The sequence below is a fragment of the Tianweitania sediminis genome, from assembly GCF_017813335.1.
Taxonomy (GTDB): domain Bacteria; phylum Pseudomonadota; class Alphaproteobacteria; order Rhizobiales; family Rhizobiaceae; genus Tianweitania; species Tianweitania sediminis.
This window is the reverse complement of sequence record NZ_JAGIYY010000003.1, coordinates 175,087-198,275: the sequence shown is the minus strand read 5'-3', so window position 1 is coordinate 198,275 and position 23,189 is coordinate 175,087. Positions and strand designations below refer to the sequence as shown.

The following is a 23,189-nucleotide window of genomic DNA, read 5'->3' as shown; positions in this document are numbered from 1 at the left end:
GCTGCGGCACGATCACGAAAAAATTGGGCGACGGGCGCGCGCGTGACCTTGGGTCCGCGCCCGCAGCCTCCATATCTGCTGGGCACTCTTATCCGCGAGGAGCTCAGCCAATGGACACCACCGACCGCCAGGCCATCGAAAGCTTGTTCAACAAACTCGCTGCTGTTGAACGGCAGGTGCCGGAGCGCGATGCGGCAGCAGAGCGCTTCATCGCCGATTCAGTTCAGCGCCAGCCCGCAGCAGCCTACTACATGGCGCAAACGGTGATCGTTCAGGAACAGGCTCTCGAAGCCGCGCAACGGCGGATCGAGGAGCTGGAGAACACATCCGCGGCTCCCACCGCGGCCAGCGGCGGCCTGCTCGGGGGCTTGTTCGGCGGTGGAAGCCAGCCTTCCTCGGCGCGGCCAGCTGGAGCAGTTCCGCGCACCGGATCGGCGGCGGCGAACGCTTCCTCCGCCACGAGAAGCAAGTGGGGCGGCGGTTCGGCGCAAGCAGCCCGGCCAGGTTTTGGAGGCGCGGGCGGCGGCGGCTTCCTGGCTGGTGCGGCCCAAACGGCCATGGGCGTGGCGGGCGGCGTCCTTCTTGGCAACGCCATTGCCGGCATGTTTGCGGGCGATGACGCCCAGGCGGGGCAGTCCGCTTCCGCTGAAGCGCCTCCTGCCGAGGAAGCCGGCGTTGAAGACGCGAGCTTCGATGATGGGGGCTTCGACGAGGGCGGTGGCTTCGACGACATCTGACCCGTTCGAGGGGGAAAACAAACCTATCGAAGAGCGCGCTCGTTCGCTGGGCGATCTTCTTCCGCCGCAGCCAGCGCAACATCTCCAATCGACAAGCCAAAGGCCGGGGCTGTAAGACACGCGGATGCGCTTTTCAGACAGCTTTCTTGACGAGATCCGCGATCGCGTGCCGATTTCGGCGCTGATTGGTACGCGCGTGACGTGGGACCGGCGCAAAACCAACACGTCGCGTGGGGATTTCTGGGCCTGCTGTCCTTTTCACGGCGAAAAGAGCCCGAGCTTCCACTGCGAGGACAAGAAGGGTCGCTACCACTGCTTCGGTTGTGGCGTTTCGGGGGATCATTTCCGCTTCCTCACGGAGCTTGACGGCCTTGCATTTCCGGAAGCCGTCGAACGCGTGGCCGACATGGCGGGCGTGCCGATGCCGGTTCGTGACCCCGGGGAAGAGCGGCGCGAAAAAGAGCGTGCCTCCCTGTTTGACGTCATGGAGATGGCCACGAGCTTCTTTGAGGAGCAACTGCATGGCGCGGCTGGCGCAAAGGCCCGCGCTTACCTCCGCGACCGCGGCCTGCATTCAGTGACGCAACGAACGTTCCGCCTGGGCTATGCGCCAGACTCCCGCAACGCCTTGAAGCAGCACCTTGTTGATCGCGGCATCGGAAAAGACCAGATCGAAGCCTGCGGCCTTGTTGTGTTCGGCGATGACAAGCCGGTGTCGTTTGATCGCTTTCGCGACCGCATCATGTTTCCGATCGAGGACAGCAAGGGTCGGGTGATCGCCTTTGGCGGCCGGGCCATGTCACCGGACGTGGCGGCGAAATACCTGAACTCGCCCGACACCGAACTCTTCCACAAGGGGCGGGTGGTTTACAATTATGCGCGTGCCCGAAAAGGGCAGGGCAAGGACGGCACGCTCGTCGTGGTGGAAGGCTACGTGGATGTGATCGCCCTGGCGCAGGCCGGCTTCACCAATGCGGTCGCACCGCTCGGCACTGCGCTGACGGAACAGCAGCTGGAAATCATTTGGCGCGCAGCGGCGGAGCCAATCCTTTGCTTTGACGGCGACAAGGCGGGAGTGCGTGCCGCCTGGCGCGCGGCAGACCTCGTGTTGCCCAATGTGTCGGCCAGCCGAACCGCGCGCTTCGCGCTTCTGCCGGAAGGCAAGGATCCGGACGATCTCGTGCGGGAACAGGGGCCGGACGCCTTTCGCAAGGTTCTTGCCGAGGCGCGGCCGCTGGCTGAGCTTCTTTGGTCGCGCGAAACCGCGGGGCAGGCCTTCGACGTGCCGGAACGCCGGGCAGCTCTTGAACAAACGCTACGAGAAATCACCGGCCGCATCCGCGATGAAGACGTGCGGCGTCATTACGCACAGGATATGCGGGATCGCGTGCAGGCGTTTTTCGGTGCAACCCGGCCGGCTCGCTTTGGCGACCGGGGCGAGCGCCGCGGCGAGGGGGGCGGATGGCGGCCGAATGGTCGACCCGGCGCGTTGGAACGCAGCCGCATGGCCGTTTCCGAAAGCCTGTCCCGGTCTGCGCTTGTTCGAAGTGCGGGTGCCGTTCCCATGCGCGAAGCGGTGCTTCTGGTTTCGCTGGTGAACCACCCCGGGCTGATCGAAGCTTTCTTTGACGATGTAGAGCGTTTCGACTTCGATCACCCCGAGCTACGGCAGCTCCATTCTGGCATTCTCGATGCGACGGCGCATCACAAGGCGACGGATCGCGAGAGTATCCTTGCTCATCTGACTAGCCTTGGACTGGAGCCGGTGCTGGAAAAGGTCTCGGGCCTCGCCAAACGTGCGCGGCTTTGGACCGCCTTTTCCGACGCGGACATTGCCGATGCGCGCGACGCCTTCTTGCAACTGCTCTACTTGCACCGCAGCGCGTCAACTCTAAATAAGGAGCTGAAGGCGGCGGAACTCGCCTTGGCGACCGAAACCACGGAAGAGAACTTCCAGCACCTTCTGGATATCCAGGCCCAGTTCCGGGACGTACAGGCGGTGGATGCTTTGATCGAGGGCTTCGGCGTATCGTCAGGTCGGGCGCAGCAGAGTTAGCCGGCAGCCATGTCGAGTTTGATTGATTCGCTTTTTCGGGGCGAATCGTGGCAGCTGCCTTGACCTTGCAGGGAAATAACGGAATCAGAACGATTCGAAATTCGAGAGTGCGGACCGTCGTTCCGCGCATGGAACTAAGGACGGATCATAAGCAGTTTGGACCGAGGCGGCGGGCAGGGGAACCTGCCCGTGCATCCAGGGTTAATCCGGCATTAATGGGCCTTCGTTACGCGGTAGCCACACGCGACAGAAACCCCTGCCGGAACAATCGATACGGGTATCGTCCACTCGCAGACCGTCCGCTTGGAGAAGCTGAAGCATGGCAGTGAAAGAAAAGGAAGAGGTCGAGACGGAACGCGAAGGCGCCACCGATGGGCCTTTGCTCGACCTTTCCGATGACGCGGTCAAGAAGATGATCAAGGCCGCGAAAAAACGCGGCTATGTGACGATGGAAGAGCTCAACGAGGTTCTTCCTTCCGAGCAAACAGATCCGGACAAGATCGAAGACACGCTCGCAATGCTTTCCGAGATGGGCATCAACGTCGTTGAAGACGACGAGGCCAACGAGGAAGAACGCGAAAAAGAGGATACCGAGGAAGACGCCAACGAGCTGGCCGAACAAACCGGCACGGCTGTTGCTGCGACTCCGAAAAAAGAGCCGACGGATCGTACGGACGACCCAGTGCGCATGTATTTGCGCGAAATGGGCTCGGTCGAGTTGCTGTCGCGCGAAGGCGAAATCGCCATCGCCAAGCGGATCGAGGCTGGTCGCGAAACGATGATCGCGGGCTTGTGCGAGAGCCCGCTCACCTTCCAGGCGATTATCATCTGGCGCGATGAGCTCAACGAAGGCAAGATCCTTCTGCGCGAGATCATCGATCTCGAAGCGACCTATGCTGGACCGGAAGCCAAGCAGGCGCCCGTTGTCGTGCACACGGAAGAAGCGGAGAAGCCGAAGGTCGACGAGCGCGGCCGCCGTTCCCGTGATGATGACGACATCACCAATGTCGGCGGTGAAACCCGCGTCGAAGAAGACGACGAAGAGGATGACGAGGCGAGCCTGTCGTTGGCGGCGATGGAAGCCGAGTTGCGCCCGCAGGTCATGGAAACGCTCGACGTCATCGCGTCGACCTACAAGAAGCTGCGCAAGCTTCAGGACCAGCACGTCGAGTCGCGCCTGGCGTCTGCCGATGCGCTGTCGTCCAGCCAGGAGCGGTCCTACAAGAAGCTCAAGGACGAACTGATCACGGCCGTGAAGTCGTTGTCGCTCAACCCGGCGCGCATTGAAGCCCTGGTGGAGCAGCTTTACGACATCAACAAGCGCCTTGTTCAGAACGAGGGCAAACTTCTGCGCTTGGCAGAAAGCTTCGGCGTTCGCCGCGAAGAGTTCCTGCGGGAATATCAGGGGTCGGAACTTGATCCGAACTGGATGCGGACCGTGTCTGGCCTCACCAGCCGTGGCTGGAAGGAATTCACGCGGTCGGAAAACACGGCGATCCAGAACCTACGGCAGGAGATCCAGAACCTCGCCACCGAAACGGCCATCTCGATCGCAGAATTCCGCAAGATCGTGAACCAGGTCCAGAAGGGGGAGCGCGAAGCCGCGATCGCCAAGAAGGAGATGGTCGAGGCCAATCTTCGCCTCGTGATCTCGATCGCCAAGAAATACACGAACCGCGGTTTGCAGTTCCTGGACCTGATCCAGGAAGGCAATATCGGCCTGATGAAGGCGGTCGATAAGTTCGAGTATCGCCGCGGCTACAAGTTTTCGACCTACGCTACCTGGTGGATACGGCAGGCGATCACCCGTTCAATCGCCGACCAGGCGCGCACGATCCGCATTCCGGTGCATATGATCGAGACAATCAACAAGATCGTCCGGACATCGCGCCAGATGCTGCATGAGATCGGCCGGGAGCCGACGCCGGAAGAACTGGCTGAAAAGCTCGCAATGCCGCTCGAAAAGGTCCGCAAGGTCCTGAAAATCGCCAAGGAGCCAATCTCGCTTGAGACCCCGGTGGGCGACGAGGAAGATTCACATCTCGGCGATTTCATCGAGGACAAGAACGCCATTCTGCCGATCGACGCGGCGATCCAGGCCAACCTGCGCGAAACCACGACGCGCGTGCTCGCCTCGCTCACGCCGCGCGAAGAGCGCGTGCTGCGCATGCGCTTCGGGATCGGCATGAACACCGATCACACGCTGGAAGAAGTCGGCCAGCAGTTCTCGGTGACGCGCGAGCGTATCCGCCAGATCGAAGCCAAGGCGCTGCGCAAGCTCAAGCATCCGAGCCGTTCGCGCAAGCTGCGCAGCTTTCTCGACAGCTGAGCGGTTCCGAGGAGATTCCAGAGAGCCCGGCCAGACCATCGGCCGGGCTTTTGCTTGTTTGTGGTTGCTGCGACCTTCTGACTCAGCCTGGAACACTGCGGAATCCCGTGGATTCGCTTGGGGAGACTCATGCGGATCAACACGATGCCTGCTCCTCTTCCCCAACGTGCGCCACGCCTCAGAGGTGCGGTGCCGCGCATCCGGCGCCAGCCAATCCGGTCGACGAGCATCCATGAAGTTGGCTACGATCCCGACACCCGCATGCTGGATGTGAAGTTCATCGGAGGCGGCTTGTACCGCTACGCTGATGTGCCGCCTTTCCTGCATGAAGCGCTGCTGATTGCGCCGTCACCGGGCCGTTTCGTCAACGAGCGGATCCGCGGCCGTTTCGGCTGCCACCGCATCGGGTGACCTGACTGATTGACGGTTGGAAAGGCGTCTGATCTGCTTGCTTCAAGCACTGAAGGGGGCGGGTTTGCATGTCCATCGAGTTCATCCTGACCACGCTGATCATCGTTGCGTCACCAGGAACCGGCGCGGTGTACACGATTGCCGCAGGCCTCTCCCGTGGCAGTCGGGCAAGCATCCCAGCTGCGTTCGCCTGCACGCTTGGCATCGTTCCCCACATGGTTGCGGCCCTCACAGGGCTCGCTGCACTCTTGCACACGAGTGCCCTTTTGTTCGAGATCGTGAAATATGCGGGCGTCGCTTACCTTCTCTACATGGCCTGGCAAACGCTGAAAGAGCGCGGCGCCATGAAGATCAACGCGTCTGCCGATCACCGCTCGGCAAAGCAGGTGGTGATCGACGGAGTTGTGCTCAACATTCTGAATCCGAAGCTATCGATCTTCTTTGTCGCGTTCCTGCCTCAGTTCATCGCGGTGGACGAGCGTTATGCGCTTCTGCGCATGCTGGAGCTCAGCGCAATCTTTATGGTGGCTACGTTCGTGATCTTCGCTTTGTATGGATTATTTGCCGCAGCGTTGCGGGCGCGGGTGATCGGCAATGCCAAGGTGATGGCCTGGATGCGACGCACTTTCGCTGCAGCTTTTGTGGCGCTGGGCGCGAAGCTGGCCCTGACAGAACGCTAAGCCCGCAAACCGTCCAGAACGGCGCTCACCACTGCAAGCGCGTCCTCAAGGCTGGCACCCTGCGCGACCGACAGCGCGGCCCTGTCGAACAAAGCGCCGAGCATTTCCGTTGTCACAGCGAGTGGCAAACGCCGGATGGCGCCGCTTTCCATTGCGGCTTCCAAACCCTGGCGCAGGGTGCGGTTGCCGTGTCGGGCATGGATCTCATCCATCTCGCTCAGCCCGAGGACAGCCGGGCCATCGAGCAACAGAAGCCGCGTGCGGCCAGGCACGCTCATCGCTTCCAGATAAACACGGCTGCCGACCCGTAGCGCATCCAACGGCGCGTTCACCGATGGCATCGTCTCGATCGCCTCGGCCGCCGCTTGCGCTTCCCGCTCCACGACTGCGGCGAACAAGGCACGCTTGTCGGCATAATGGTGGTAGAGCGCGCCGCGCGTCAGACCGGTCGCTGCGACAAGCTCCGGCGTCGACGTGCCGGCAAACCCTTTCTCCACGAAAAGCATGCGGCCCGCCTCGAGCAGCGCTGCCCGCGTTCCGTCCGTCCGGTCCTGCTGCCGGCGTCTTTCCTGTTGCATACATACAGCCTGTATGTTACTAACCCAGTTGCATGCAGAGTGTATGTATCGAAACGGATGGAGACAAGGACATGAAGACGACCAGCTACTATCCTGTTCTGATGGTGGATGACGTGGCTACCACCGCGGGGTTCTACACCCGCCACTTCCGCTTCAAGCCGCTGTTTGAAAGCGACTGGTATGTTCATCTCCAGTCCCACGAAGATCCCGGCGTGAACCTCGCCATCCTTCAGGGCGATCATGAAACAATACCGGCGGAGGGCAGGGGCCGCGCTTCCGGCGTGCTGATCAACTTCGAAGTCGAGGACGTGGATGGCATCCACGACCAGCTTTCTGCCGAAGGTCTCCCGATCCTGCGCTCGTTGCGCGACGAGGATTTCGGTCAGCGCCACTTCATCACCCGCGACCCCAACGGCGTTTTGATCGACGTCATCAAGCAGATCCCGCCTTCTGCCGAGTTTCTCGCACAGTTTGCGCCGGAAGCTGTGGCCAACTGAGGCTTGGATGCTACCTGCTCGGTGGAACACCAGCAGGATTGTCATGCCGCAAACCACCATCACCATCGCTTCGCGCGGTGCAGGGCTCTACGAGTTCACGCGCGAGGCAACCGACTTCGTTTCAGACTCAGGCATCGAAACCGGCGTGCTGACGCTGTTCGTCCGCCACACGTCCTGTTCGCTCCTGATCCAGGAGAATGCCGATCCTGACGTGCGCCGAGACCTCGATGCCTTCTTCGCCAGGCTCGTTCCACCGGCCGATCATCCATCGATGGATTACCTGGTTCATCGGCTGGAAGGCCCCGACGATATGCCGGCGCACATCAAATCGGCTCTGACTGCCGTGTCGATCTCCGTGCCCGTCACCCACGGGCGGCTTGCGCTCGGCACCTGGCAAGGCCTCTACCTTTTCGAGCATCGGCAGGCGCCCCACCGCCGTGAGATCGTGCTGCACCTGCAACGCGACTGAGGGGCGCTGGATGCGGGAGTGGGGATGCGCTAGGTGAGACATCAGCGCTGATCGCCAGGAGAGCCCGCCATGTTATTTCTGAAGAAGCTGTTTGGCGGCGAATCTCGCTCCAAGCCAGCCGCGGAAGCGGGCCCGGTCAAGGAGATCGAGCACAAGGGCTTCACCATCAAGGCGACCCCGTACAAGGAGGGTGGCGAGTACCAGACCTGCGGAGTGGTGTTGCGCGAAGTCGAGGGCGCTTTGAAGCAGCATCGCTTCATCCGCGCCGACCGCTTCACCGACATCAACACGGCCGCGGACGTCGCGCTCGCCAAGGGGCGGCAGATGGTGGACGAACAGGGCGACCGCATCTTCGACTGAGCTTGCGACCACGCGCTTCGCTTAAGGCTGTGGAAAGCTCCGCTGGGTATTCCTTCTTCACAGCAGTTTTCATCCCAAGCCAGCCTGCAGCGGGAGCGCGACGTGACTTCGATCATCTGGGACAACATCGGTACAAGCTCTGTCTCGCAGCGCGTTCAGCTGGAGAAGTACCTCAAGTTCAGCATCGACTATATCAACAGCCTGTTGATCAACCCGATCAACTTCGATGTCGTCGCAAGCCTTTATGAGCTCGACAACGAAGGTACGATCGCTCAAGCCAGTTCCGATTTTCTCCCGCTGGATGGACGCGGAGAAACCTACGCCCAGCCAGGCATGATTGAAGCGATCTCGGGTCGCGAAGTTGCAGGGGCAATCGACGCCTTCGTCACCTTCAACGCCACGAACCTTTCTGACCTGTTCTTTGACCAGACCCCTTGGAGCGGTAACGACGTGCCCTCCTTGAGCATCGACGCGATAGCAGTCACGGTTCATGAACTGCTGCATACGATCGGGTTCATGACCTTCTCGGACGACCTCACCGGCGAAAACCCGGGATACACGGTTCCGATGGATCGGCTGATCTTTGCTGCACCCGACGGGAAAATCTACTTCACCGGCGAGGAGGCAATTGCTGAGTTCGGCGGTCCCGTGCCGCTCGCCTACGGCAGCCTGGCGCATATGGGAGCGCCCTTCGATCTCGGAAGGGACATCATGTATCCCGCCGTGACCTTCGGCTATCGCAGCTATGTGAGTGATCTGAACCTCGCCATGCTGCGCGACATGGGCGTCGCGACGATCCGTGGCAACGACTTCGTCAACACCGCCGGCAGCGACAATTTCGTTGGCAACAACGCGTCGGACACGTTTGACATGCGCGGCGTTGACGCTGCTGGCACCCGCAACGTCCTCGACGGCAAGCTAGGCTACGATGTTGCCTTCTATGACGGAGCACGTTCGGCCTACGCGATCAGCTTCGCCGGCGACGTCGCGCAGATTTCCGGCGGCGGGCGGATCGACACGTTGACCTCGGTGGAGCGGGTAGAGTTCGCGGATGGCACGCTGTTGTTCGACTTCGACAGCAGCAACGCGGACGCGGCCTATCGGCTTTACGGCGGTGCGTTTTCGCGCACGCCTGACGAGGACGGCCTCCGCTACTGGACCTTAGCCTGGCTCAACAACGACCAGACCCTGCATGATGCTGCAGCCATGTTCATCGGCAGCGACGAGTTCGAAGATACATACGGTGCCTGGATCACGGATCTCGATTTTGTTTCCCAACTGTACCGCAACGTCCTTGGTCGTGAAGGAGAAGGCGCCGGCATCGATTACTGGACGGATGCGCTCGCCGCCGCCACCATGGACCGCGCCGACGTGCTCGTTCAGTTCACCCAGCTGGAGGAATATGTCGGCTTGTCGAACGCCGATCTCCAGAACGGCTACTGGGTGATGGCCTGATCTTTCAGGCCTTGCGCCAGGTTGTGCGCAGCACCCGCAGCCAGTTGCCGAAGCAGATCTTGTCCATGTCCTCGGCGCTGTAGCCGGCAAGCCGCAGGCCCTCCACCAGCTTGGGAAGGCCTGCCGCTGAACCGATCTCGGCCGGGATCATTGCCCCATCGAAATCAGAACCCAGAGCGACGCCCTCGATCCCCACCTGCTCGACCATGTGGTCGATGTGCCGGATCATCGTCGCAATTCCAGTGTCGGAACGCTCCTGCCCATCCTCGCGCAGAAAAGCGACGGCAAAGTTGAGGCCGACCACTCCACCTGTGTCCTTGATTGCAGCCAGTTGCTTGTCCGTCAGGTTGCGCGCAACCGGCGTGATGGCATGGGCATTCGAGTGCGTGGCGACAAGCGGCGCATCGCTGATCCTTGCCACGTCCCAGAAGCCTTGCTCGGTAATGTGCGAGAGGTCGACCATGATACCCAATTCGTTGCAGGCGCGCACAAGCGATTTTCCGGCTTCGGTGAGGCCAGGCCCCGCGTCGGGCGAGGACGGATAGGCAAACGGAACGCCGTGTCCAAAGATGTTGTTGCGGCTCCACACGGGGCCGATGGAGCGCAGCCCGGCTGCATAAAGGGTCTGCAGGCCAGACAGGTCCGCATCAAGCGCTTCGGCCCCCTCGATGTGGGCGATCGCCGCAAACCGGCCCTCTGCCATGGCTGATTGGATGGCCGCGACCGACGTGCAGATGGTCAGAAGATCGGCCTGCGCAAGCCTTTGCAGGACATCCATCTGCGCAATCGTCACCTCCAGCGCGCCCGCCTGGGGGATCGGCGCCGCTGCCGGGGTCATGTAATGCCCCCGGGCATCGGGCCTGCCAAACGAAACATCCCCGGACGGCACATAGATCGCGCAAAAGCCCCCGGCTAAACCGCCGGCCCCTGCTTTTTGCAGATCGATATGAGCCGTTCCGTTGGCGCGGGCGAATTCCTTAAGGGGATCGCGCCCCGCTTGCTGCCCTCGCCACAAGCGCAAAAGCAGGTCGTTATGTCCGTCGAATATCTGTTGCATGTCGTCTCCGCAGCCGCCCGATTGATCGGGGCATGTGGGGCCGGGGTCAAGACCCAAGCATCATGAACAGGGCATTCAGGCGGAGGTCAGGTTCCACCGCTCACCCTGAAAGCGCTGTTGTCGCAGGTCCCGGTGTTTCGCCAGGAGGCCGGAACCATTGCTTAGAAGATGCTTTTAAAAGTCATGAAACCTGATCCGCTTACGACCTCAATTGTGCCGGCAGGCCGTGACACGCGGATTGACGTGTTTCGCGCGCTGGCTCTGCTCACGATCTTCATCAATCATGTGCCCGGCACCATTTACGAGAACGCCACGCACAAGAATTTCGGCTTCTCCGATTCTGCGGAAGCGTTTGTGTTGATCTCGGGCATCGCCGTGGGGTTGGCTTATGGCGGCAAGTTCATTGCCGGGACTCGACTACTCATGTCCTTGAAGGCGCTTCGGCGCGCGGGCGTGCTTTACATCACCCAGATCATGACGGCGCTCGCCACGATAGCGATTTTCGTGCTGGGCTCTCAACTCCTGAACAACCCCGCACTGCTCGCCCAGATCAACATCGAAACGATCATTGACGATCCCGCGCGGGCTCTGCTCGGCCTCGTCACGCTGGGCCACCAGCTCGGCTACAACAACATCCTGTCCATGTATGCAGTGGTCATGCTGCTCTTGCCAGTGATGCTCTGGCTGAGCACTCTGAGCCTGGGCCTGATGGTCGCGGTATCGGGAACTCTCTGGCTGCTGGCTGGCGTCTATCAGGTTGCTCCCGTGAACTACCCGACAGCGGGCGTCTGGTTCCTGAACCCCTTCAGCTGGCAGTTCCTGTTTGCCATCGGCATCGCCGGCATGCTGCATGTGCGCCGCGGCGGCCGCATCCCCGTGACAGTCCCGCTGGTCGCTGCGGCGGCCGGGTACCTGCTGCTTTCCTTCCTTTGGGTGCGAGTCCCCTTGTGGGGCATCGACACCTCGTTGGGGCTGCCCGCGGTTCTGACAGGCTTTGACAAGACTTACCTCTCATTGCCACGCCTTCTGCATGTCGTTGCCTTGAGCTACCTCATCATCGCGATCCCGGGCCTGTCGCAGTTGGCCCGCCTGAAGGAAAGCCATCCATTGGCGAGCCTCGGCCGCAATTCCCTGCCGGTGTTCGTGGCCGGGACCTTGCTGTCCATGGCTGCCCAAACCATCAAGATTTCGCGCCCGGACAGCCTTCTCCTCGACACGCTCCTGATTGGAACGGGCATCGCGCTGCAGTTTGCGCTGGCCTTCTATCTCGACTGGTACAAGGGTCTTCAGAAGAGTGCGAAAGCGGCAAGCAGGACGCCGAACGACGCGGGCATTCCCTCCGATGCCGCGCTGGTGCCGCTGCCGGCGCGCACCAAGCGCCGCTGAAATATCGGATCCCTTTACGGGACGACCTGAGGGGAGCGCTGTGGCGCTCCCCTTCTGCTTTGGCCGCGAAGTTAGCGCGCCATTGTAGGTCTCCACCAGGGATGCACTCCCGCTGGAGGCGGACGGGATCTCTTAGCAAGGCTCCCCTCCGAGAGGGGACACGGCGGCTGTTCGGCTGACAAAGCCGACTGCCAGCGTGCCTGCCAACGGATCGAGCAGGTCGGATCAAGCAGTAGCTAATGCAGAATGCAGTCGATCGCTGAACCGGAGTGCCAAGGCGGCATTTCCGGAGAGCTTCCATGGAATGGCGACGTTCAGCGATGTTCAAGGCGTGCAGCTGGGTTTGGGTTACGCGCTTTCTGGTGGCCGAGAGAAGGCAGCAAGCGCGCCGTTATCAGCAAGCTGATCCATGGAGGCAGCGCTTGTGGCCTTAGCTGGCGGAAACAAAAAAAGCCGCCGGGGAGCCGGCGGCTTTGTCTTAAGCTTAAGCAAAGCTGCGGTCGTTAGGCCGCCGTTTGCATCACGTGGGCCATGCGGCGCACATCTTCGTCGGTCAACAAGCCGCCCACGCGAAGCAGGGAAGCAAAGCGGCCATTCGTTGCCGCCAGTTCGTTGAAGCCCCCCATTTCGACGATCCGGCCTTGATCCATGAAGATCACGAGATCGGCGTCGCGAACGGTCGACAGGCGGTGGGCGATGATGAAGGTGGTGCGGTTGGAGCGCAGGTCGTCGATCGCCTTTTTCACGCGCTCTTCCGTTTCCACGTCCAATGCCGAGGTCGCTTCATCGAGCACCAGGATGGGCGCGTCCTTCAGAATGGCGCGCGCAATCGCCAATCGCTGGCGTTCACCGCCGGACAGTTGCGCACCACGTTCACCCGCCACCGTGTCATAGCCCTCGCTCTTGTTCAGGATGAAGTCCTGTGCGGCGGCGGCCTGTGCGGCGGCGTGGATGTCTTCGTAGGAAGCGTCTTCGCGGCCGACGCGGATGTTCGCCTCGATCGACCGGTTCAGCATGCCGGCATCCTGGAACACGGTGGCCACGGAAGCCCGCAGCGAGCGGCGCGTCACGGTGCGCGTGTCGATGCCGTCGATCAGGACACGGCCGTCAGTCGGGTCATACACGCGCTGGAGCATGTTGATCAGCGTTGTCTTGCCCGCACCCGTGGGGCCGACAATCGCCACCGTCTGGCCCGCCTTCACTTCGAACGAGACGTTCTCGAGACCGCGCGACGAGTTGGGGAATCGGAAGCTCACGTCCTCGAAGCTGATGTCGCCGCGTACGGCAGCAGGCAAGTCCGTAGCGCCCGCCGGCTCCTGGCGCGCTTCCACAGCGTCCTCGAGACGGTAGAATTCCTCAAGTTTCGCACGGGCTTCGAAGATCTGGTTCACGAACTGATTCAGCTGGTCCAGACGGCCGATCAGGAGCGTCGCAAAGCCGGTGAAGGCCACCACGTTGCCGATGCGCATCTGCCCGATCGAAACGAGGTAAGCGCCAATCACGAGCACCACCATCATCGACAGCGTCGAGGCGATGCGGTTGAGGCCGCTTGCCAGCGCCCACCAGTCGAGCACGGGGTACTGTGCACGGATCAGTTCGCCGGTATGGCGCTGCAGTTCGCGCGTTTCCGTGGCTGTGCGGTTGAAGCTTTGCAGAACCGCCACGTTGCTGACGGCGTCCGACACATGGGAGAAAACGCGGTGATAGTGCCCCTCGACGGCCCGCTGGCCTTCCTTGGTGCGCTTCATCACCATCCGTCCGATCGCGATATAGGCGATAGCCAGCACCAGCAGGACAGCGGACATGCGCAGGTCCAGGCTCAGCGCTGTGGGAACGAGAAGCACAAGCGCCACGGCGGTTGCCAGGTGGGTGCGCATGAACTCGAGCCACAAGCCGAACAGCGTTTCCACGGCGCGCAGCAGCGTGTGCAAGGAATTGGATGTGCCGCGCTCATGGTGCCAGGCGAGCGGCATCGTGATGACCTTTTCAAAGGCGTCTTCGAGAACCGCCGCACGCCGCTTGTGGGCGAAGCGATCGGCGCCGCGCGCCACCAGAACGAACGCCACGATGTTGAAAAGACCGAGACCCGCCCACAACAGCATGTTGCTGAAGAGGTCATTGCCGCTGGCGATGGCATCGATGATGCGGCCGAACAGGATCGGTTCAGCGATGGTCACCAACGCCAAAACCACGTTGGCGCCGCAGATCAGCGCCACCTTCTTCTTTTCGGCGGAAAGATAGGACAGGGCACGTAGGTAAATTTCGACGAGAGACACGAGCACCACTCCGGCCAGGTCTAGTTCTTTTGCGCCGCAGCAAAGCAGCGCATCGAGTTCTACTTAAGCGCAGTGTTTTCCCCGCGCGAAAACGAACAGCGCTTACGCCGTCTCATTTCCCCGCGCGGCCCGAACTTCGGTCAGCGCCTGTAAGTTCCTGCTTTTGCGCGTCTTCTTTCCAGAAAACACACGCCAGAAGGCACGTCACTCCGTTCCTGTTCCTTACGGAACTGAACGGGTGATCATGACCTCGACGTTATGGCGGCCCGTGCCTGAATGAGGCATGAACGGATCGGTCAGCAGCGTCCCATCGAGCCTGATTTGCTTGTTTTCGCCGCGCTGCACACTGATGGCGTAAGTCGCGTCGCCGATCTGCAGCGTGGCCTCGAAGCCAGGCCAGTCGGACGGCAGTGCCGGGTCGACGTAGATCCGATCATGTTCGCGGCGGATCCCGAGGAGACCCTCCACGGCTGCCCGGTAAAGCCAGCCGGCTGACCCCGTATACCAGGTCCAGCCGCCGCGCCCGCCCTTGGACCCCGCGGAGCCGTAGATGTCGGCGGCAACCACGTAGGGCTCCACCCGGTAATGCTCGGCTTCTTCCGCCGTGCCGGCGTGGTTGACCGGCAACAGCATGGACAAGGCGCGATACGCCGCGTCAGCCTTGCCAAGCCGGGCAAGCGCGATCACCGCCCAAGTGGCAGCATGGGTGTATTGGCCGCCGTTCTCACGCACGCCTGGCGGATAGCTCTTGATGTAGCCGGGTTCCTTCGGCGTTTGGGAGAAGGGGGGACTAAAGAGCCGGAGGATCTTGAGGTCCTCATCCACCAGCTGTTCCTCGACCGACTGCATGGCCCGCGCCTGACGCTCAGGGTCACCCAGGCCCGACAACACGCTCCAGGATTGCGCAATCGAGTCGATCTGACACTCGTCGCTCAGGGTCGAGCCAAGTGGCGAACCATCGTCATAAGTGCCGCGGCGGTACCACTGGCCATCCCAGCCGGCGCCTTCCAAGGCTTGCTTCAGTGTCTCCACATGGGCGCGCCACCGCTCGGCGCGTTCGGGCTCACCCCGGCGTTCAGCCAGAGGGGCAAAGTCGCTCAATGTGCGGGCAAGGAACCAGCCCAGCCACACGCTTTGCCCGACCCCGTCCTTGCCGACGCCGTTCATGCCGTCGTTCCAGTCGCCCCCGAGGATCAGCGGCAGTCCATCAGCGCCGGTTCGCTGGACAGCAAGATCCAGCGCCCGTGCGCAATGCTCGAAAAGGGTGGCTGTTTCCGGAGATGTTCCAGGCTGGAAGAAGGCGTCGTGCTCGCCGGGTTTCAGCGGCTCGCCCGTGATGAAAGGAAGCTCTTCCTCCAGGAGGCCCGTGTCGCCCGTGGTGCTGACATAGCTGTGGGTGCCCCAGGCCAGCCAAACGACGTCGTCCGAAATCGTGGTGCGCACGCCGGCGCCACTGCGCGGCAGCCACCAGTGTTGAACATCGCCTTCAGCAAACTGACGGCCGGCAGCATTGAGGATCTGCGCCCGCGCCAGGGATGGATCGTGGAGCATCAGAGCCAGCGTATCCTGCAACTGGTCGCGGAAGCCAAACGCGCCGCTCGACTGATAAAATGCGGTGCGGGCGCGGACGCGGCAAGCGAGCGCCTGATAGGGAAGCCAGGCGTTCACCATTGCGTTCAAAGCAGGATCCGGGGTCTTAACCTGAAGCGTGCCGAGGAACCGGTCCCATTCGGCGTCGATCGCGTTCAAACGCGTGTCGAAGTCGCTCCGGACATGCCGATCATGCAGTTCACGGGCTTGGTCAGGGTTGTCGGCATCCCCCATGAGGTAGACCAACGTCGCGGTCTGGCCCGGTTCGATCACGAGGTCATGGGCGAGTGCGGCGCAGGGATCAATGCCGGCTTCAACCTTGCCGGACAGGGCACTGCCCGTGACCACGGTTTCCGGCGACCAGACCGAACCGGAACGGCCGAGGAACTCGGCGCGATCTACGGTCACGGAGTTCGCCTCGACATCGGACGCCAGAAAGGCACAGCGGTCGCCGAACTCCAGGCTGAACGGATTGCGTGCAAGCAGCGCTTTCGACTGTTCGTCGCGCCAGCACACGATGTTGGGCGCGCTGCGCGCCCTGTTCTGTCCGAGAACCCATTCGGTGTAGGCGTAAACACGAAGCCGCGCTGCGTCGCTGCCGCGATTGTGCAGTGTAAGACGCGACAGGCGCACGGGGTCCTTGGGATCCACCACAAGGGTCAGCTCGGTCTCCATCGCGCCGTGTGTGGAGTGGAACGTCGACTGTCCTTGACCATGACGCGCTTCGTAGACGGCGTTGGGGTTGCGTGCCACGGCAGCCACCGGCGAGAAGGTGCTGCCGGTGACGAGGTCGTGGATATAGATCGCCTCTCCGGGGCGGTTCACGACGGGATCGTTCGACCAGGGCGTCAGCTGATAATCGCGGCTGTTGCGGCTCCATGTGAACGCCGCGCCTTCGGCGGAAACATGGAAGCCGAAATCCTCGTTCGCGATGACGTTGATCCACGGATGCGGCGTGGAGCGGTCCCCATCGAGGCGCACGACATAATCGCGGCCGTTGCGATCGAAACCGCCGAACCCGTTCCAGCCTTCGAGGTCGCTGCCTTCGGCGCGCATTCGCGCCATGGCCGGCGGCACGTAAACCGGCACCTCGCGCGAGCGGGACGCTTCGCGCAGCTTCGTGACCGTTCGATGCAGCGGGGAAGGCGACAAGGACGATGTTGCGCCCGCCTCGGGATGCATGCGTTCGAGTTCCGCAAGTTCGGCGCGCTCGATCTGGTCGGTGATGGTGCCGTTTCGGACGTGAAACACCACCCGGGCGGTGGCCATCAAGGTTTTGTAGGTGCCGGCGTCCATGAGGTCACGCCGTACGGAAAAGATGTGCTGCCTCGGGCCGATTTCGCGACCGCGCGTGCGGCCCCGGTCGCAGTGCCATTCGATAGCCTGTTGCAGGTCCTGGACATAGGAGGAGGCCTGCTCGTTGATGATCACCAGGTCGACGGTCAATCCGCGGACGCGAAGGTATTCCTGGATCCGCATGGCCTTCGCCACGATATGGAGATCAGCCTGGTCGCTGATGCGCAGCGCCAAAATGGGGTAGTCTCCCGAGATCGACAGCGACCACAGCGAGGATTGCGAGCCCATTCCCATTGCGATCGCTTCCGGCGGCGTGCGGGTCACCGGGCTCGGGAGCAGGAGGTAGCGCGCGAGCCTTTGAACATTGGCTGCTTCTGCAAGCGACAAGCCGATGTGGCGGGTTTGCACCTGGCTATGCGTCCAGTTCAGCATCGCCTGACGGTTGAAGCTTTCCGGATGGTCGAGCTGCCGCATCGCTTCCACCACGGCGTGCTTGTCCGGTCCGACAATCGTCCAGAAGGTCAAAGCCGCCTTCCTCATGGCGGGAACGCGGACGCGCGACCGGAGCGCCATGATCGGGTCCAGCGTGAAGCCCGCGCTTCCGCTCAAGCGATCCATGCTGGAGAAAGCCAAGGGATCGGCGATGGTGCGACCCCGACCGATAAAGGCGCGGCGATCGGTTTCGGCTTCCGTGTCTCGCCCGGCGCCGGAGACCGTCGTGACGAAGTGAGCCAGCGCCAGTTCCGGATCAGTCTGGGAGCGCTTGCGGCGCCGCGCAAAGATCGCGCCGTTTTCCTTGTCGTAGTCCGTTTCAACGAACATCTTGGAAAAGGCTGGGTGAGCGTTGTCCGCCGCTTCGGGCGCCAGCACGATCTCACCATAGGACGTGATCTCGATCGTGCGTTCTGTGAGGCCTTCGTTGTAGATCGTGATGCGACGCGCTTCACCATCTCCCTCCGAAACGGCGATGACCTCGACTTCCGTCAGGAGGTCGCCCACCTTCTTGGTGAAAACGCCTTTTGCATCCGCAAAGTAAACCCGCACCTCCTCGTCAGGTGCGCGCTTCGGTTCCGCGGTTGCCGACCACCATTCGCCGGTATCGACATCGCGGACGAAGAGAAATGATCCAGAGCGGTCTTCCGAACCGTCGCCGTTCCAGCGGGTCACCGCGAGATCGTTGAAGCGGCTGTAGCCCGTGCCGGTCGCCGTCGTCATGACGGAGTAGTGGCCGTTGGAGATGAGGTTCGTTGCGACCACTCCCCCAAGCGGATTTTCGATGATGCGGGTGTCAGGCGACAGCTCCTCGCCGCCCGTGGCAGGCTTTTCCGCCGACTCGGTGCGCACAGGCATAACGGGCACAGCACGTGGCGCCTTTTCCTGGAGCAGCAGTTCGGCTGCTTCGATCACCGGATCCGAATGGAAGCGCTCGCGCATGCGCCCTTCGAAAACTACGTTGGCGATTGCCACGACTGACATGCCCTGATGGTGCGCCATGTAGTTCTGCACCACCGCATGGTCGGACCCTTCCGGCACCCGGCTCGGTGTGAAATCCACGGCGTCATAATAGCCGTAGCGACCCACGCCGCCGATACTTGCCAGGCGCTGGAGATTACGCATGGCTTCTTCCGGCAAGAACTGGGCCGCAAGCACCGTCGCGTAAGGGGCGATCACCAGGTTGTTGGCGAGTCCGCGCTTCAGGCCGAGGCCCGGCACCCCGAAATTCGTATATTGATAAGTCATCTCGCGGTCGCGCGCGTTGAACGCAGCTTCCGATATGCCCCACGGGATGTTCTTTGACCGGCCGTAGCTGATCTGCCGGCGGATGATCAGGTTGTTGGTCTGGTTGAGGAGGCCGCCTCGCGGCTCCTTCATCACCAGCGGCGGCATCAGGTACTCGAACATGGAGCCCGACCACGACATCAGCGCGCCGCGATAGCCGATCTCGGTCACCGGACGGCCGAGGCGGAACCAGTGTTCCGTGGGCAAGTCACCCTTCGCGATGCCGAAAAGGCTCGTCAAGCGAGCCTCCGACGCAAGAAGATCGTAGCAGGACTCGTCGAGCTGGTGCGTGTCTGCGCGGTAGCCGATCGCCAACAGCTTGCGTTCCTCGCGGAACAGGAAGCCGAACTCCATTTCGAAGGCAAGCAACCGCGCCCGATCATGCAGTTGGCTGAACCGCTGCCGAAGCGCATCCACCGCGCCATCATCGGCATGGGCGTCGGCAACATGCGCTTCGCAGGTCTGTGCCAGCTTTCCCGCCCAAAGCTGCAGGTCTGCGGATGCGGCCGATTTGCTTTCTGCGTGGATGGAAGCGGCAAGCTTGCGGATCTCACCGGCAAGCACGGTCAGGTTGATGGTGCGGATCAGCGCCGTGTCGGGTTCGTTTTGCAGGGTCGCCACTGCGCGCCGCATGCCGGTGATGCGATCCACCAGCCGCTGGCGAAGTGGGCGCAACTGCCGCCGGTCGTCCGGAAGCGCCTGCAGGCTTTCATCCAGGATCGTGACAACATCCACCACGCCGGTGAAGTCGCCTTGAAGGTGCGCGGCCGGCGCTTCGCTCCATTCGGCGCAGGCGCGCGCAACGGCAATCAGGTGCCCGGCGAGATTGCCGCTGTCGACCGCCGAAACATAAAGCGGCAGAAGCGGCTGGAGTGTCTGGGTGTCGTACCAGTTGTAGAGATGGCCGCGAAAGCGCTGCATCTTTTCGACGGTCGCTAGCGTCTGGTCGATCCGTTCTGCGGTGCCGGCGAGGCTGATCCAGCCAAAATCCCGCGCCGACACCGCTGAAAGCAGATACATGCCGATGTTGGTTGGCGAGGTGCGGTGCGCCACCACGTCCGCTGGGTTTTCCTGGAAGTTGTCGGGCGGCAGGTGGTTGTCGCCGGGCGTGACGAAGGTTTCGAAGTAGAGCCAGGTCCGCCGTGCAATGACACGTAGCGCGGATCGATCCGCGTCGCTCACCTTAAGGCGATCTTCCGTTTGCGCCGACCGGCTGATCAGCCAGGCGAAGGCCGGTGAGCCCATCCAGAACAAGGCAAACAGCGCACCCAGAAAGGCGCCGGTGGAGTCGGCCGCAGTGGGAATGGCAACGCCGATCACGGCAATCACTAGCGCGCCGTGCATGGCGGCGTAGTAGCCCGGAATGGTGTTGGCGCCGCTCTTGTTCGCCTGGGAGGCGGTGCGCCATTCCAGCATGTGCCTGCGGCTGACGAAGGTGCGATACAGAGTGCGGATGATCGCATCGAGCATCAACCAGGCCGAATGGGCCATGAGTACGACCTTCAGCACGACATGAGCCGTGGCGAACGCGAAATCGCGCGCGTAGCTGTTGAAGTGCCCGCCGATCGTGATGTCGCCGCTGCGCGGGACGATCGAATCCACGATCTCGAAGGTTTGCGCGAGAACCACGCTGACGATCAGCAGCGCCTGCCATTGCACGGCATAGGTGAAGGGAAGCAGCGTCCAGCCCGCGACGGAGGCTAGAACCCAAAAGATTGGCGTGAGTGAGCGGCGGAGGTTGTCCACCATCTTCCATCGAGACAGGGACGGAATGCCGGACGCGGGGTCGAGGAGGTACGGCAGCAACTGCCAGTCACCGCGCGCCCAGCGATGCTGACGCGACGCATCGGTCGTGTAGCGGGTCGGATAATCCTCGATAAGTTCCACGTCGGTGGCGAGCTGCGCACGGGCGAGGGAGCCTTCAAGAAGGTCGTGGCTTAGAACTGTGTTCTCGCCGATCCGGCCACGCAACGCAGTTTCAAACGCGTCGACTTGGTAGAGACCCTTGCCGGTGAACGTGCCGCTCGCGAACACGTCCTGATAAAGGTCCGACACCGCGAAAACATAGGGATCGAGGCCGCGATTGGCCGAAAACACGCGTTGAAAGAAGGACGCTTCGTCGCCGGTGGTGAGCGAAGGCGTCACGCGAGGCTGAAGGATCGCAGTACCACGCGTCACCACGCCAGTCTTTGGATCATTGACGGGGCGATTGAGCGGATGCTGCATCTTGCCGACTAGGCGCGTGATGGCTTCGCGGGTTGTGCGAGTATCCGCGTCGAGCGTCATCACGTAAACAACGTCCGTCGGCAGCGGAGTGTCCGGCGCCAGGAAAGTGGTGTCGTTGTCGCCACGCAGCAGCAGGTTCAGCTCGTGGAGCTTGCCGCGCTTACGTTCCCAGCCCATCCAGACGCCCTCGCTGCCGTTCCAAAGACGCCGGCGATGCAGGACGTGAAAGCGCGCAGCGCTTTCGCGCGGATAGCGCTTGTTGAGCTCGCGAATTTGGGTTCGCGCATAGTCAAGCAGGTCCGTGTCCTGCGGTGATACCTCCACCTTGCTGTCGTTCCAGTCCGACAGGAGGGCGAAAGACAGTTCTCCCTTCATGTTGGCGAGGAAGTGCACTTCCAGGTTGCGGATGCTGTCATCCACATCGTCTCTTGTGCCGATCAGCGAAGGGACCACCACGAGGGTGCGGGCGTCGGCAGGAATGCCGTTCCGGTATTCGAAGCCGATCAGCCGCGTCGGCTTCAGGAACAGGAGCGTCAGTGTGTTGAAAAGGCCAACCGCGCCTTCGCATGCAGGGAAGGCGAACAGCGCGAGCAGGATCGTGATGGTGGGCGCTTCGAAACCGAGCCCCCACAAAGCAAAGCCGGCTGCGGTCAAAAGAAGCGACGTCAGAACAAGAACGGGAATGAAGATCCCCCACCAGCCCACCGCCTTGAACAAGCGGCGCCACCTTTCCGCTACTGTTGGTCGGTAGCCGATGGCCCGCTCGAAAGCGATCCGCTCGGATCCGACCAGGACGTGACCGACATCGCCGCATTCCGCTGCGGTGGCGATCGCCAGGCGCGCAACCTCAACCTCGCTGCGCTTGGAGCGCTTCGCGAGCAGTTCGATGGCGGTGCGGTATTCGTCGCGCGATGAAAAATCGAGTTCGGTAAAGTGAGCCGTCTTGCGCAACTCGCCATCGACGTGGCTCAGCGCCTCGAACCATTCAGCCCAAACGATGTCGTTGACCAGACGCAGGCCGCGGATGATGTTGCCGGTGGTGACGTTGCCCGATGACAAGGTCTGATGTTCGCCGGTGATTGTGTCCTCGGCGTTCCGGCCCGAAGCTTCCAGTTCGGATTCGAGCCAGGCCAGGGCTTCGGACGACTCACGTGGTCCATCGCGAAGGCGGTACAGGAGCTGGGTCGCGAAGGTCTTGTCGCGGGCATGACCGTCCAGCGTCTTCAGGGCTTCAACCGTTGCGTCATTGGACGCGGAACCCAGCAAGCGGTCGGCAACCAGGTTGGCGATCGCCCGCATTTCGCGGGCGCGGTTCACCCGCACGGCCAGACGACGCAGATTATCGGTCAGCACGAAGCGCAGGATGGATGGAAGCGCCCAAAGCTCGCCGATCTTTAGCGCGTGCTCGGTTTGAAACCCCTCGATCAGCGATTGAAAGGCTGAAGCCGACACTGCGCTATCGGTATGGGCAACGTACAGCCAGGCGAGCGCCAGCACGCGCGGGATCTTCTGGCCGCTGCCGATCTCGATCAGCGGCAGCTCTCGATAATAGCGCTGCGGCAGATCCCGCTTCACCTGGTGAAGCGCTTCTTCCACCATGTAGTTGTTATCGAGGAGCCATTGTGCGGCGGGTGTGATGGTGTCGCCGCGCGCCACCGCGTCGTTGGTGGCGCGGTAAACGGCAAGGATCTTCTCAGCGTTGTCCTTTACGCGAGCATGGAACTGGAACGGTTCGAGCTCGCGCAGGAAGTTGCGGCTGTTGAGCGCGAAGTCTCGCCCGAGATTGCGCAGATTGTCTTCGCGGATGAAGCTGGATCGGATCGGGCGCTCGGCCGGAAGAGGAAAACGAATGTCGGTAAAGGTCAGGCGCGCAGGATCCGTCTGAACGTTCATGATAGGTCCGTGATCAAAAAGAGCGCCACGCCTGCGGAGGACAGCCGCGACGTCGCTAAACCGATTTGGCGAAGATAAGTTGCGGAAGGAGCGGAGAAAGGCAGCATCGCGCTT

Annotated in this window: 14 protein-coding genes; 10 read left to right on the top strand and 4 right to left on the bottom strand. The window is 62.1% G+C overall.

Annotated elements, in window-relative coordinates:
• Positions 1–110: 110 nt before the first annotated feature.
• The 5 genes from J5Y06_RS11455 to J5Y06_RS11435 all read left to right on the top strand — a co-directional run bounded on the left by J5Y06_RS11455 (position 111) and on the right by J5Y06_RS11435 (position 6,213).
• On the top strand, positions 111–737 hold the full coding sequence (locus J5Y06_RS11455; protein ID WP_209335295.1) for a DUF2076 domain-containing protein: 627 nt from the start codon (positions 111–113) through the stop codon (positions 735–737).
• 124 nt (positions 738–861) lie between these two features.
• Positions 862–2,793, top strand: coding sequence for a DNA primase (gene dnaG / locus J5Y06_RS11450; RefSeq protein WP_209335294.1), 1,932 nt, complete (start codon positions 862–864; stop codon positions 2,791–2,793).
• A gap of 319 nt (positions 2,794–3,112) precedes the next feature.
• Positions 3,113–5,122, top strand: a complete 2,010-nt coding sequence (gene rpoD, locus J5Y06_RS11445; protein WP_209335293.1) for an RNA polymerase sigma factor RpoD — start codon at positions 3,113–3,115, stop codon at positions 5,120–5,122.
• 144 nt (positions 5,123–5,266) lie between these two features.
• On the top strand, positions 5,267–5,533 hold the full coding sequence (locus tag J5Y06_RS11440) for a KTSC domain-containing protein (RefSeq protein WP_245247786.1): 267 nt from the start codon (positions 5,267–5,269) through the stop codon (positions 5,531–5,533).
• 68 nt (positions 5,534–5,601) lie between these two features.
• On the top strand, positions 5,602–6,213 hold the full coding sequence (locus tag J5Y06_RS11435) for a LysE family translocator (protein WP_209335292.1): 612 nt from the start codon (positions 5,602–5,604) through the stop codon (positions 6,211–6,213).
• On the opposite strand, the gene J5Y06_RS11430 is transcribed toward J5Y06_RS11435, so the two are convergent.
• A complete protein-coding gene (locus tag J5Y06_RS11430) occupies positions 6,210–6,791 on the bottom strand; it encodes a TetR/AcrR family transcriptional regulator (RefSeq protein WP_209335291.1) in 582 nt (193 codons plus the stop codon). The genes J5Y06_RS11435 and J5Y06_RS11430 overlap by 4 nt on opposite strands.
• Positions 6,792–6,862: 71 nt before the next feature.
• Between J5Y06_RS11430 and J5Y06_RS11425 the strand changes: the two genes are divergently transcribed.
• The 4 genes from J5Y06_RS11425 to J5Y06_RS23450 all read left to right on the top strand — a co-directional run bounded on the left by J5Y06_RS11425 (position 6,863) and on the right by J5Y06_RS23450 (position 9,572).
• A complete protein-coding gene (locus tag J5Y06_RS11425) occupies positions 6,863–7,288 on the top strand; it encodes a VOC family protein (RefSeq protein ID WP_209335290.1) in 426 nt (141 codons plus the stop codon).
• A gap of 43 nt (positions 7,289–7,331) precedes the next feature.
• Positions 7,332–7,757, top strand: a complete 426-nt coding sequence (locus J5Y06_RS11420; protein ID WP_209335289.1) for a secondary thiamine-phosphate synthase enzyme YjbQ — start codon at positions 7,332–7,334, stop codon at positions 7,755–7,757.
• A gap of 69 nt (positions 7,758–7,826) precedes the next feature.
• Positions 7,827–8,117 (top strand): HlyU family transcriptional regulator, encoded by a 291-nt coding sequence (locus J5Y06_RS11415; protein WP_209335288.1) that lies wholly within the window; start codon positions 7,827–7,829, stop codon positions 8,115–8,117.
• Positions 8,118–8,219: 102 nt separating this feature from the next.
• Complete coding sequence (locus J5Y06_RS23450) at positions 8,220–9,572, top strand: DUF4214 domain-containing protein (RefSeq protein WP_209335287.1); 1,353 nt, start codon at positions 8,220–8,222, stop codon at positions 9,570–9,572.
• A 4-nt stretch (positions 9,573–9,576) separates the two neighbouring features.
• Here J5Y06_RS23450 and J5Y06_RS11405 read toward each other — a convergent pair whose 3' ends face one another.
• Positions 9,577–10,629 carry a dipeptidase gene (locus tag J5Y06_RS11405; protein ID WP_209335286.1) on the bottom strand — a complete coding sequence of 351 codons (1,053 nt, stop codon included), beginning with the start codon at positions 10,627–10,629 and terminating at the stop codon, positions 9,577–9,579.
• Positions 10,630–10,812: 183 nt separating this feature from the next.
• Here J5Y06_RS11405 and J5Y06_RS11400 point away from each other — a divergent pair, with 183 nt between their 5' ends.
• Positions 10,813–12,015, top strand: coding sequence for an OpgC family protein (locus J5Y06_RS11400; RefSeq protein ID WP_209335285.1), 1,203 nt, complete (start codon positions 10,813–10,815; stop codon positions 12,013–12,015).
• 503 nt (positions 12,016–12,518) lie between these two features.
• Here J5Y06_RS11400 and J5Y06_RS11395 read toward each other — a convergent pair.
• Both J5Y06_RS11395 and J5Y06_RS11390 read right to left on the bottom strand, forming a co-directional pair.
• Positions 12,519–14,291, bottom strand: a complete 1,773-nt coding sequence (locus J5Y06_RS11395) for a glucan ABC transporter ATP-binding protein/ permease (protein WP_209335284.1) — start codon at positions 14,289–14,291, stop codon at positions 12,519–12,521.
• Positions 14,292–14,513: 222 nt separating this feature from the next.
• Complete coding sequence (locus J5Y06_RS11390; RefSeq protein WP_209335283.1) at positions 14,514–23,075, bottom strand: glycoside hydrolase family 94 protein; 8,562 nt, start codon at positions 23,073–23,075, stop codon at positions 14,514–14,516.
• Positions 23,076–23,189: the final 114 nt, after the last annotated feature.